At 74.9% G+C, this 11,797-nt stretch carries 12 protein-coding genes; 7 read left to right on the top strand and 5 right to left on the bottom strand.

Features of this window, described 5'->3' with window-relative positions; translation table 11 throughout:
* Positions 1-199: 199 nt before the first annotated feature.
* The 3 genes from ACTWM8_RS04745 to ACTWM8_RS04735 all read left to right on the top strand — a co-directional run bounded on the left by ACTWM8_RS04745 (position 200) and on the right by ACTWM8_RS04735 (position 2,649).
* On the top strand, positions 200-1,129 hold the full coding sequence (locus tag ACTWM8_RS04745) for a ribonuclease Z (RefSeq protein ID WP_446212715.1): 930 nt from the start codon (positions 200-202) through the stop codon (positions 1,127-1,129).
* Positions 1,126-1,635: an N-acetyltransferase family protein gene (locus ACTWM8_RS04740; RefSeq protein WP_446212714.1), complete on the top strand. Its 510-nt coding sequence runs from the start codon at positions 1,126-1,128 to the stop codon at positions 1,633-1,635. Before ACTWM8_RS04745 ends, ACTWM8_RS04740 begins: the two co-directional genes overlap by 4 nt.
* Before the next feature lie 63 nt (positions 1,636-1,698).
* The gene (locus tag ACTWM8_RS04735) at positions 1,699-2,649 is read left to right on the top strand and encodes a S1C family serine protease (protein ID WP_446212713.1); all 951 of its coding nucleotides are present in this window, start codon (positions 1,699-1,701) and stop codon (positions 2,647-2,649) included.
* Positions 2,650-2,669: 20 nt separating this feature from the next.
* Here the strand turns inward: ACTWM8_RS04735 and ACTWM8_RS04730 are convergent, their stop codons facing one another.
* The 3 genes from ACTWM8_RS04730 to ACTWM8_RS04720 all read right to left on the bottom strand — a co-directional run bounded on the left by ACTWM8_RS04730 (position 2,670) and on the right by ACTWM8_RS04720 (position 5,524).
* Positions 2,670-3,551, bottom strand: coding sequence for a hypothetical protein (locus tag ACTWM8_RS04730; protein ID WP_446212712.1), 882 nt, complete (start codon positions 3,549-3,551; stop codon positions 2,670-2,672).
* 169 nt (positions 3,552-3,720) lie between these two features.
* The gene (locus tag ACTWM8_RS04725) at positions 3,721-5,091 is read right to left on the bottom strand and encodes a cystathionine beta-synthase (protein WP_446212711.1); all 1,371 of its coding nucleotides are present in this window, start codon (positions 5,089-5,091) and stop codon (positions 3,721-3,723) included.
* A gap of 76 nt (positions 5,092-5,167) precedes the next feature.
* Positions 5,168-5,524 carry a YkvA family protein gene (locus ACTWM8_RS04720; RefSeq protein ID WP_446212710.1) on the bottom strand — a complete coding sequence of 119 codons (357 nt, stop codon included), beginning with the start codon at positions 5,522-5,524 and terminating at the stop codon, positions 5,168-5,170.
* 183 nt (positions 5,525-5,707) lie between these two features.
* Here ACTWM8_RS04720 and ACTWM8_RS04715 point away from each other — a divergent pair, with 183 nt between their 5' ends.
* The 4 genes from ACTWM8_RS04715 to ACTWM8_RS04700 all read left to right on the top strand — a co-directional run bounded on the left by ACTWM8_RS04715 (position 5,708) and on the right by ACTWM8_RS04700 (position 10,536).
* On the top strand, positions 5,708-6,757 hold the full coding sequence (locus tag ACTWM8_RS04715) for an SGNH/GDSL hydrolase family protein (protein ID WP_377604417.1): 1,050 nt from the start codon (positions 5,708-5,710) through the stop codon (positions 6,755-6,757).
* 97 nt (positions 6,758-6,854) lie between these two features.
* Positions 6,855-7,658 (top strand): SGNH/GDSL hydrolase family protein, encoded by an 804-nt coding sequence (locus tag ACTWM8_RS04710; protein WP_446212709.1) that lies wholly within the window; start codon positions 6,855-6,857, stop codon positions 7,656-7,658.
* 99 nt (positions 7,659-7,757) lie between these two features.
* Complete coding sequence (locus tag ACTWM8_RS04705) at positions 7,758-9,020, top strand: acetyl-CoA C-acetyltransferase (RefSeq protein WP_446212708.1); 1,263 nt, start codon at positions 7,758-7,760, stop codon at positions 9,018-9,020.
* Positions 9,021-9,060: 40 nt separating this feature from the next.
* Positions 9,061-10,536 carry a CYTH and CHAD domain-containing protein gene (locus ACTWM8_RS04700; RefSeq protein ID WP_446212707.1) on the top strand — a complete coding sequence of 492 codons (1,476 nt, stop codon included), beginning with the start codon at positions 9,061-9,063 and terminating at the stop codon, positions 10,534-10,536.
* Between the two features lie 4 nt (positions 10,537-10,540).
* Here the strand turns inward: ACTWM8_RS04700 and ACTWM8_RS04695 are convergent, their stop codons facing one another.
* Both ACTWM8_RS04695 and ACTWM8_RS04690 read right to left on the bottom strand, forming a co-directional pair.
* Complete coding sequence (locus ACTWM8_RS04695; protein ID WP_446212706.1) at positions 10,541-10,861, bottom strand: hypothetical protein; 321 nt, start codon at positions 10,859-10,861, stop codon at positions 10,541-10,543.
* A 38-nt stretch (positions 10,862-10,899) separates the two neighbouring features.
* A complete protein-coding gene (locus tag ACTWM8_RS04690; RefSeq protein ID WP_446212705.1) occupies positions 10,900-11,655 on the bottom strand; it encodes a Bax inhibitor-1/YccA family protein in 756 nt (251 codons plus the stop codon).
* Between the last annotated feature and the right edge of the window lie 142 nt (positions 11,656-11,797).

Genomic DNA, 11,797 nt, shown 5'->3' with positions numbered 1-11,797 from the left:
CAGTGATACCCCGTCCGCCGCGAGGCGGGCATCTGCACCATCGTCGAGACCGTGTGGCAGCGGTGCGGCGAAACCACGACAGCCACCCGACCCCCGGGGTGCCGGCCCAGTCCAGCCGGCCCGCGCGCGAGCGCGGAAGCCCCGGGGGTCGCTTCATGTCCGGCCCGGCCGGACCGGTCAGCTCAGCGGGGAGGCCGCCTTGTCCATGCGCGAGCTGGTGGTGCTCGGGACGGCCAGTCAGGCCCCCACCCGGCAGCGCAACCACAACGGGTACGTGCTGCGCTGGGACGACGAGGTGATCCTCTTCGACCCGGGCGAGGGCACCCAGCGGCAACTGCTGCACACCGGGGTCACCGCCACCGACCTGACCCGGATCTGCGTCACCCACTTCCACGGCGACCACTGCCTCGGCCTGCCCGGCATCATCCAGCGGCTCTCCCTGGACCGGGTGCCGCACCGGGTGGCGGTGCACTTCCCGGCCGGCGGCGCCGAGTACTTCGCCCGGCTGCGGCACGCCACCTCCTTCCACGAGACCGCCGAGCTGGCCGTCGAGCCGATCGAGGCGGACGGGCAGCGGATCACCGTGCGCGGGGGCACGCTGGAGACCCGCCGGCTGCGGCACTCCATCGAGGCGTACGGCTACCGGCTGGTGGAGCCGGACGGCTGCCGGATGCTGCCGGAGCGGCTGTCCGCGTACGGGATCACCGGGCCGGCGGTCGGGGAGCTGCTCCGCGTCGGCCACCTCGACCTGAACGGGCGTCGCGTCACCCGGGACGAGGTGAGCGTGACCCGACCGGGCCAGCGGTTCGCCTTCGTGATGGACACCGCGCTCTGCGACGCGGTGTACGCCCTCGCCGAACACGCCGACCTGCTGGTCATCGAGTCGACCTTCCTGGAGTCGGAGACCGCCCTGGCCGCCGAGGCCGGCCACCTGACCGCGGCTCAGGCCGCGCGGGTGGCGGCCGAGTCGGGGGTACGCAAGCTGGTGCTCACCCACTTCTCCCAGCGGTACAGCGACCTGCGCCGCTTCGCCGACGAGGCCCGCAGGCACTTCGCCGGGGACCTGGTCATCGCCGAGGACCTGACCACCGTGCCGGTCCCGCCCCGCCGGGTAGCCTCGGCCGGATGACCATCACGCTGCGCCCCGCCGCCGTCGACGACCTGATGGCGGTCGGGGCCCTGCACCGGGCGTCGCGGGTGGCCGCGTACTCCTCGTTCCTGCCGGCGGAGGCGCTGGCCGACCCGTCGGCCGACGCGATGGGCCGGTACTGGGTCGAGCGGTTCGGCTGGGAGCGTGACGACCACCGGATGACGCTGGCCGAGCGGGACGGCCAGTTGGTCGGCTTCAGCTACCTGGGCCCGGACGACGAGGCCGATCCGGCCACCGGCCTGCTCAACGCCATCCACCTCGACCCCGACGAGCGGGGCCGGGGCACCGGCCGCGAGCTGATGGTCGACGCGCTGGACGCCATGCGGTCGCGCGGCTGGTCCCGGGCGGTGCTGTGGGTGCTGGCGCAGAACCTCACCGCGCGTCGCTTCTACGAGCGCGGCGGCTGGACGCCGGAGGGCACCCGGCGCGACGAGCACTTCGGCCCGATCGTCGTCCCGCAGGTCCGGTACGCCCGACCGCTCTGACCCGCCCCGTTCGCTCTGAGCTGATCGGGGCATGCCCGTCGATCCGGCCGCGTTGCCGGGTTCATGGACACCGATCACACCGAGCGGGCGGAGGACGCCGCGCTCGACGCGTACTCCCGGGTGGTCACCGGCGTGGCGGCCCGGGTGCTGCCCAGCGTGGCCGCCCTGTCGGTGCGGACCGCGCGCGGGGCCGGCGCCGGCTCCGCGATCACGGTGGGCACCGACGGCCTGCTGCTGACCAGCGCCCACGTGGTGCAGGGCGCCCGGGACGGCTCGGCCGCCTTCGGTGACGGCACCGAGGCGCGGTTCCGGGTGGTCGGGGCGGACCCGCTCTCCGATTTGGCGGTGCTGCGGGTGGACGAGGCGACCGTGCCGCCGGTGGAGCTGGGCGACGCGGACACCCTGCGGATCGGCCAGCTGGTGGTCGCGGTCGGCAATCCGATGGGGCTGGCCGGCTCGGTCACCGCCGGGGTGGTGTCCGGCCTGGGCCGATCGCTGCCGGCCCGGGACGGCCGGGTCACCCGACTCATCGAGGACGTCATCCAGACCGACGCCGCGCTCAACCCCGGCAACTCCGGCGGTGCCCTGGCCGACTCGGCCGGCCGGGTGATCGGGGTGAACACCGCCGTCGCCGGCTACGGCCTCGGGCTGGCCGTGCCGATCAACTCCACCACCCGGCAGATCGTCGACGACCTCATCGCCAACGGGCGGGTGCGCCGGGCCTGGCTGGGGGTGGCCGGCGTCCCGGTGCCGCTGCCGCCGGAGGTCGCCGAGCGCATCGGCCAGCGCCGTGGCCTGCGGGTGGTCGAGGTGGTGCCGGGCAGCCCCGCCGGACTGGCCGGGATCTACCTCGGTGACGTGATCCTCTCCGCCGGCGGCCGGCCGGTCCGGGACGGCCAGGGCCTGCAACGGCTCATGCTCGGCCCGGCGATCGGCACCCGGCTGCCGGTGACCGTGCTGCGCCGGGGCGCCCTCGTCGACGTGGTCGCGGTGCCGACCGAGCTGGGCCGCTGACCCGTTGAGCCGCTGAGCCGTCACGTCCCGTCCTGGTCGGAGTCCGCCGAGAAGACGATCACGCCGAGGTAGCCGCCCTGCTCCTCGGTCACCTTCAGCAGCATGCTGTCCCGGTAGATCGAGTCGTTGTCGTTGAAGGTGTCCCGGCCGGTGTGCGCCGCGTACGGCTGGGCGGCGAAGACCCTGCTGTTGAGCGCCTCGTCGAACATCAGCTGGGTGGTGAGCACCCGCTGGTCGCCGACGTGCACCATGGCGTGGATGTGCACCGTCCGGCCCCGATACCAGCCGGGCCAGACGGTGGTGAACTCGACGATCCCGTCGGCGTTGGTGACCTGCGCCCCGCGCAGGTAGCGCTGGTCGTCGGTCGGCGTCAGGTCGGCCGCCTGCCCGCCGCCGGGGCCGCCGCCGCCCGGACCGCCGGCCGGGGCGCCGGCCAGCGGGGCACTGCCCGGGGCGCCGTTCCCGCCCGGGGCGCCGCCCGCGCCGCTGGACTGGGCCTCCGCGCCCGAGTAGAGGCCCGCCGCGTCGCAGTGCCAGATCTCCACCACGGCGTCCTTCAGCGGGCCGCACCGCTCACTGTCCTGCACCCGGATCGCCAGCCGGAGCCGGGTACCCGCGCGGTCCTCCCGGATGTCACTGCGGATCTTGTCGGCGTCGAAGTAGTACGGCCCCTGGGTGGTGTCCGCCGTCAGCACACAGGTGTTCGCGCCGGAGAAGAGCGAGGTCAGGTCGTTGGCCGTGGTGGCCTGCGGGCTGACGGTCGCCCCGGTCGACGTGATGACCGTGCCGCCGCCGTCCCGACCACAGGCGGCCAGCAGGCCGGCGAGCCCGACCGAACCGATGCCCGCGATGATCCGGCGCCGGCTGACCCGCTGCCCCTCGTGGTGGTCGTGCTGCGTCATCAGGTCCTCCCGGCCTCGGTGGCGGATCGTTCGATCCACCGCCGACGCTAGGAAGCGGACATCCGGCGCGGCTGTGCCCTCGTTGTGCCGCCGCTGTGCGTTCCGACGCCCGGTACGACGACGCGGGGCCTCCCCCCGACAGGAGGAGGCCCCGCGGTACGTCGTCGGGTCAGCGCGCGCCGAGGTGGGCGAGCAGGTCCTGCCGGGTGAGCACGCCCTTGGGCTTGCCGTCGACCAGCACCAGCGCCGCGTCGGACTTCTCCAGCAGGCCGACCGCCTCGCTCACCGGCTGCCCGCCGCCGATCATCGGCAGCGGCTCGGCCATGTGCCGCTCGATGGTGTCGTGCAGGTGCGCCTGCCCGGTGAAGAGCGCGTCGAGCAGGTCCTTCTCGGCGATCGAGCCGGCCACCTCGCCGGTCACCACCGGCGGCTCGGCCTTGAGCACCGGCAGCTGCGAGACGCCGTACTCGCGCATGTAGTCGATCGCGTCGCGGACCGTCTCGGTGGGGTGCACGTGCACCAGCTCGGGCAGGCCGCCCGGCTTGCTGGCGAGCGCGTCGGCGACGGTCGGCTCGGTGCCCGAGTTGTCGAGGAAGCCGTACCGGGCCATCCAGTTGTCGTTGAAGATCTTCGACAGGTAGCCCTTGCCGCTGTCCGGCAGCAGCACGACGATGACGTCGTCCGGGCCGGCCTTGCGGGCCACCTCCAGGGCGGCCACCACGGCCATCCCGCAGGAGCCGCCGACCAGCATCCCCTCCTCGCGGGCCAGCCGCCGGGTCATCTCGAACGAGGCCTTGTCCGAGACCTCGATGATCTCGTCGGCGACGCCCCGGTCGTACGTCTCCGGCCAGAAGTCCTCACCGACGCCCTCGACCAGGTACGGCCGGCCGGTGCCGCCGGAGTAGACCGAACCCTCCGGGTCCGCCCCGATGACCTTGACCCGGCCCTCGGAGGCCTCCTTCAGGTAGCGCCCGATGCCGGAGATGGTGCCGCCGGTGCCGACGCCGGCCACAAAGTGGGTCAGCCCGCCCTCGGTCTGCTTCCACAGCTCCGGGCCGGTCGTCTCGTAGTGCGAGCGCGGGTTGGCCGGGTTGCTGTACTGGTTGGGCTTCCAGGCGCCGGGGATCTCCCGGGCCAGCCGGTCGGAGACGTTGTAGTAGGAGCGCGGGTCCTCCGGCGCGACGGCGGTCGGGCAGACCACCACCTCGGCGCCGTACGCGCGCAGCACGTCCTGCTTGTCCTGGCTGACCTTGTCCGGGCAGACGAAGACGCACTTGTAGCCCTTGAGCTGCGCCACCAGGGCCAGCCCGACGCCGGTGTTGCCGCTGGTCGGCTCGACGATCGTGCCGCCCGGCTTGAGGATGCCCGCGGCCTCGGCGTCCTCCACCATCCGCATTGCGATCCGGTCCTTCACCGAACCGCCCGGGTTGAGGTACTCCACCTTCGCCAGCACGGTGGCCTGGATGCCCTCGGTGACGTTGCGCAGCCGTACCAGCGGGGTGTTGCCGATCAACTCGACGACGTTGTCGTAGTACTGCACCTCGTTGTGCCCTTCGTTGCGGCGCCGGCGTCGGCGGCCGGGCAGACGTTTCGTTCGTCGCCCAGGGTACGTGCCGTCAGGGGATCATCTGCCCGGGGATGACGGAGCTGCGACGCGCCTCCCACTCCAGGAAGCGCTCGGTCTCCGCCAGCACGCTGCCGGCCAGCCAGGTGACCATGACCGCGTCGTCCACCAGGCCGAAGATGGTCAGGAACAGCTCCGGCACCACGTCCACCGGCGAGAGCACGTACGCGGTCGCCGCCGTCATCATGGCCAGCCGGAGGCCGCCGTCGTACTCGCCCCGGGCGGTCGCCCTGATCATCCGGGGCAGCGCCGCCAGCCGGGCGCCCAGCGAGGGCCCGCCCCGGGTGCCCGCCGCCAGTGCCCGGAACAGCGCGGTGAACGCCGCGCTCCGCTTCAACGTCCTGCTCATCTCGTCCGACCCCTTTCCGCCCGACCAGCGTGACGCGGGAGCGCAAGCCCGCCGCGACCTGCTCCTCCGGCGCCCGTCGCCCGTCGCCGTCACCGGACAGGTACCCAGAAGCGGCGCTTCCCAGGCACGAACCGGCCAGCCCGAGGAGAGCGGCGTGTCGGGCCGGCGCGATAACGTGGCGGTATGGGGGTGGCTGGTTCCGTCGTACCGGGTCCGCGCTGGCACCGCGCCCGCCAGATCGCCCGGATGGCGGCGATCGGCACGGGCGCCACCGCGGCGGCGTTCGTCGCGACCGGCGGGGTGCTGCTCGGTCAGGCCCGCCAGGCCCGGCGCACCATCCCGATGGCCGAGGCGCCCCCGCCGCGCTGCGACGGCGTCTACGGCGCGAAGTGCCCCGGCCGCCCGCTGACCATGGTGGTGCTCGGCGACTCGTCGGCCGCCAGCTACGGCGTGCACCGGCGCCGGGAGACCCTGGGGGCGCTGCTCGCCACCGGGCTGTCCCGACGGCTGCACCGGCCGGTGCGGGTGCACCGCTTCGCCGTCGTGGGATCGCTCTCCGCCGGGCTCCGGCCGCAGGTCGAGTCGGCGCTGGAGTGCGACCCGGACGTCGCGGTGATCCTGATCGGCGGCAACGACGTCACCAACCGCACCCCACCCGGGCTGGCGGTGCGCTATCTGGTCGAGGCGGTCCGCGCGCTGCGGGCCGCCGGTTGCGAGGTGGTCGTCGGCACCTGCCCCGACCTCGGCGCGATCCAGCCGATCCAGCCGCCGCTGCGCTGGCTGGCCCGGCGGTGGAGCCGGCAGCTGGCCGCCGCGCAGACGGTGGCGGTGGTGGAGGCGGGTGGCTGGACGGTCTCCCTCGGCGACATGCTCGGTCCCCGGTTCGTCGCCGAACCCACCCGGATGTTCGCCTGGGACCGGTTCCACCCGTCCGCGGAGGGGTACGCGGTGGCCGCCGCCGCGCTGCTGCCCACCGTGATCTCGGCGCTGGGCGCCGGCGCGGAACGCAGGCCGGTTCCGACCCGGGGCGAGGGGGTACGGTCGCTGCCGGAGGCCGCCCAGGAGGCGGCCCGGCACGCCGGGACGGAGGTCAGCGGCACCCAGGTCCGGGGTCGCGACCGCGGACCGGCCGGCCGTTGGGCCCACCTGCGCCGGCGGGCCTTCTTCGGCGTCGGCGCGGTGCCGCAACCCGGTCCCGCCACCGACTCACCCACACTGGAGGGATCGGCATGAGCGAGCGAACCACCGGGCCCCGCGCGGCGGAGCCCCGTGCCGACCGCCGCCAGGAGCGCGCCTGCCGGCGCGACGTCCCGCACGGGGAGGTGTCGTCATGACCGAACGCGGCATCGGTGCGGAGCTGGCGCTCCGGCTCGGCAAGGCGGCGGCCTTCTCCCTGGTCGCGGGCACCATCGGCGGCGCGGCGGTGCTCGCCGGGCAGGCCGTCGCCGCCCGCAACCGCAGCTACGCCCAGCCGGAGCTCGGCCTGGCGCTGCGCGCCACGGTCGGCCGGGCCGGCGCCCCGCCGCTACGGCTGGTGCTGCTGGGCGACTCCTCGGCGCTCGGCGTGGGGGTCGAACGCTTCGACGAGACCGTGGGCGGGCAACTGGCCCACCTGCTGGCCGAGGGGCCGACCGGGCGGCAGGTGCACCTGTCCAGCGTGGGGGTCTCCGGCTCCCGCTCCACCGACCTGGCCACCCAGGTGGCCCGGGCGCTGCTCGGCGAGCGCCCGGACGTGGCGGTGATCCTGATCGGCGCCAACGACGCCACCGCGATGCGCCGGCCGGGCGAGGCCGCGGCGTACCTCGGCGCGGCGGTGCGCCGGCTGCGCGACGCGCGGGTCGAGGTCGTGGTCGGCACCTGTCCGGACCTGGGCGCGGTCCGCGCCGTCGCGCAGCCGCTGCGGCAGGTGCTCGGCTGGTCGGGGCGGCGGACCGCCCGGGCGCAGACGACGGCCGTGCTCGACGCCGGCGGCAGCGTGGTCGACCTGGGCACCGAGACCGGGCCGGTGTTCCGCGCCGACGCCGGGACCTTCTGCCCCGACGGCTTCCACCCCTCCGCCGACGGCTACCGGGTCTGGGCGCACGCCCTGCTGCCGGCGGTGGCCGCCGCGGCCACCAGCGCCTCCCGCCACTGAGCGGGCGGCGGACGGGCGGGCGGGAGCCCGCCGCAGGGTGACATTTCCCGCCGCCCCGGCAGCTTCCGCGCCAAGTTACCGGCGAGTTAACGTTGGCTCATGCCGATTGAGTCGTCCCGCGACGCCGTCATCGTCGCCACCGCCCGCTCCCCCATCGGTCGCGCGTTCAAGGGCTCGCTGCGCGAGGTCCGCCCCGACGACCTCGCCGCGACCATCGTCCAGGCCGCGCTGGACAAGGTCCCCGGGCTCGACCCGACCGAGGTCGAGGACCTCTACCTCGGGTGCGGCCTGCCCGGCGGCGAGCAGGGCTTCAACATGGCCCGGGTGGTCGCCACGCTGATGGGCCTGGACGGCCTGCCCGGCGCCACCCTCACCCGCTACTGCGCCTCTTCCCTGCAGACCACCCGGATGGCGATGCACGCGATCCGCGCCGGTGAGGGTGACGTCTTCATCTCCGCCGGCGTGGAGACGGTCTCCCGGTACGCCCGGGGCAACTCCGACACCCTTCCGCCGGAGGCGCAGGCGCTGGTCGGCGGCGGCTGGGAGAACCCGCGCTTCGCCGAGGCGCAGGAGCGCTCCAAGGCCCGCGCGGCGGGTGGCGCGCAGGTGTGGACCGACCCGCGCGAGGCGGGCCAGCTCCCCGACATCTACCTGACGATGGGGCAGACCGCCGAGAACCTCGCCCAGGTGTACGACGTCACCCGCGAGGACATGGACGCCTTCGGCGTGCGCAGCCAGAACCTCGCCGAGAAGGCGATTGCCGACGGCTTCTGGGCCCGCGAGATCACCCCGGTCACCACGCCGGACGGCACCGTGGTCAGCACCGACGACGGCCCGCGCGCCGGGGTCACCCTGGAGGCCGTCGCCGGCCTGAAGCCGGTCTTCCGCCCCGACGGCCGGATCACCGCCGGCAACTGCTGCCCGCTCAACGACGGCGCCGCCGCGGTGGTGGTGATGAGCGCCCAGCGCGCGAAGGACCTCGGGCTCACCCCGCTGGCCCGGATCGTCTCCACCGGCGTGACCGCCCTGTCGCCGGAGATCATGGGCCTCGGCCCGGTCGAGGCGTCCCGGCAGGCCCTCAAGCGGGCCGGCATGACCGTCGACGACGTCGACCTGGTCGAGATCAACGAGGCGTTCGCCGCGCAGGTGATCCCCTCCTACCGGCAGCTCGGCATCCCGGAGGAGAAGGTCAACGTGATGGGTGGCGCGATCGCCGTCGGCCACCCGTTCGGCATGACCGGCGCCCGGATCACCGGCACGCTGCTCAACTCCCTGGAGTGGCACGACAAGACCATCGGCCTGGAGACCATGTGCGTCGGTGGCGGCCAGGGCATGGCGATGGTGCTGGAGCGGCTCAGCTGAACCCCGGTTCGCCGGTCGTCCGCGGGGGTATCGGATCCGCATGGCGAGGGTGGTGGAGCGGGAACGCAAGTACTCCGCCGACGAGGGTTTCCGGCTGCCGGACCTGACGGGGTGCGGTGGCGTCGCGACGATGTCGGACGCCACCGCCTTCGACCTGGACGCGGTCTATGCGGACACCCCGGACCTGCGGCTGGCGCGGAGCGGCTTCGCGTTGCGTCGGCGGACGGGCGGTCACGACGCCGGCTGGCACCTGAAGGTCGGCGCGGCCGGGGGCGCCCGGACCGAGTACCAGTTCCCGGCCGGCGCGGACGACCTCGACCCGCCGGCGGAGCTGGTCGGGCTGTTCCGGGCCGCCTCCCGCGGGCAGGCGGTCGAACCGGCGGCCCGGATCACCACCCACCGGGTGGAACGACGGCTGCTGGACGCAGCGGGCCGGGTGCTGGCCGAGGTCGCCGAGGACACCGTCGACGGGCGGGACCTGGTCACCGGCGAGCGGCAGGCGTGGCGGGAGATCGAGGTCGAGCTGGTCGACGGCGACGACCGGCTGCTCGACGCGGTGCAGTCGCGGCTGCGCGAGGCGGGCGCCCGCCCGGTTCCCGTCTCCAAGTCCCACCGGGCTCTCGCCGGCCGGCTCGCCGCCGTCACCGACGCGGCCCCGACGGACCCGGTCGCCCACTACGCCCTCGCCCAGCGCGACGTGCTGATCGCGAACCATCCCGGGGCCCGGCACGGTGACGAGGACGCGGTGCACGACATGCGGGTCGCCGTCCGCCGGCTGCGGGCCACGCTGCGCACCTTCCGTGGCCGCTGGGACCGCCCGCGCAGCGAGGCCCTGCGCGCCGAGCTCCGCTGGCTGGGCGGCCAGCTCGGGTCGGTCCGCGACGCGCAGGTGATGGCCGCCCGGCTCACCGACGCCGTCCGTGCCGAGCCCGCCGACCTGGTTCTCGGCCCGGTCGCGGCGCGGATCGCGGAGCGGTTCGCCGCCGACCTCGCCACCGCCCTCGACGAGCTGGTCCGGACGCTGGACTCCGACCGCTACACCGAGCTGCTGGCCGGACTGGACCGGCTGCTGGAGGCACCGGCCGCCCGTGCCGTCGACGCGCGGTGGGTCGCCCGCCGGGTCCGCCGGGCGGTGACCCGCGCCGACGACCGGCTGGACCGGGCCCTCGACGGGACGCAGGAGGGGGACGTCGCGCTGCACGAGGCGCGGAAGGCGTACAAGGCCGCCCGGTACGCCGTCGAGGTCCGCGAGCCGGACGCGGGGCAACCCGCCGCCACCCTGGTGGAACGGCTCAAGGACCTCCAGGACCTGCTCGGCACGCACCACGACTCGGTGGTCACCCGGGAGGTGCTGCGACGCCAGGCGCTGCGCGCGTACGCCGACGGGGAGAACACCTTCACCTACGGGCTGCTGCACGCCCGGCAGGCCACGGCGGCCGATCGGGACCTGCGGGCGATCCCCGCCGCCCGGGACCGGGCCCGCCGGCGGAAGGTACGACGCTGGCTCAAGAGCTGAGGCGTCAGAGCGCCGAGCGGGTCGCCGCCACCTCGGCGGCGGCCCGGGCCAGCGTCGCGTCCGACGCCCCGGCCGCGACCAGGTCGGCCGCCACCACGCGGAGCTGGTCGACCAGTGCCAGGTCGTTGTCCAACCGGGGTACGTTCCGACGCGGCTCTCCCTCGGCGTCCGCGCCGAGGTTGGCCAGCTCCTGCACCAGCCGGTGCACCAGGTCGGCACGGGCCACGTTGCCCCCCTCGGCCTTCGCCGCCCACCGCGGCTGCTGCCAGTGCCCCACCTGACGGACCAGCAGCTCCACCGCCCGGTCCAACTCCGCTGCGCTCATCGCCGCCGAGTCTACGGCCGCCCCGCCCCGCACCCCGCTCAGCGGCGCAGGTAGCTCAGCAGCCGCAGGATCTGCCAGTAGAGGAAGATCAGCCCGACCAGCAGCCCGAACGCGCAGAGCCAGGCGTACCGGCGGGGCAGGCCGGTGCGGACCGATCGCTCCACCTGGTCGAAGTCGAGGATGAAGCTGAGCGCCCCGGCGATGATCGCCACCGCCGAGAAGGCGTACGGCAGCCAGCCGACCCGGCCGGAGATGCTGTAGATCTCCACGCCCTGCCGGCCGGTGAACAGCCGGAAGACCAGGTTGACCAGGCTGACCGCGAGCAGCCCGATCAGCGTGCCGACCACCAGGCGGGCCAGCCGCGGGGTGGCCCGGACCAGCCGGGCCCGGTAGAGCACCGCCATCCCGAGGAACACCCCGAAGGTGCCCACCACCGCCTGCGCGACGATGCCCGGGTAGACCAGCTCGAACGCCCGACTGGCCACCCCGAGCAGCGCCCCCTGGAGCAGGGCGTACCCGATGATCGGGGCCGGGTGGGTGATGCCGCGCAGCGAGATCACCAGGAGCAGCGCGATGCCGGCCAGGGCGGTGCCGGCCAGCGCCGCCGGGACCCACACCGCCTGCGGCACGACCACCCAGGCCACCGCCGCGGTGGCGCCGGTGAGCAGCAGCAGCCCGACGGTACGGACCACCACGTCGTCGACGGTCACCGCCTCCGCGCCGCCCGCACCGGGCAGCCGGTGCGCCCGGCTGCTGTCGTCCAGCCGGTCCAGGACCGGGTTGGCGCTGCGCACCCGCCACCTCCTCGCCGGGGGTATCCCTGGTGTCACTCTCCCCCGGGCGGCCCGCCGGTGGCGGGGAAACGGCCGGGCCGAGATGCGGCGGCCCGGCCCGGCCGCACAGACGACGGCGCCCGCCGCCGCGGGTCGCGGTGGC

The organism is Micromonospora sp. IBSANI012 (assembly GCF_052814045.1).
This window is presented reverse-complemented; position numbering and strand designations above follow the sequence as displayed.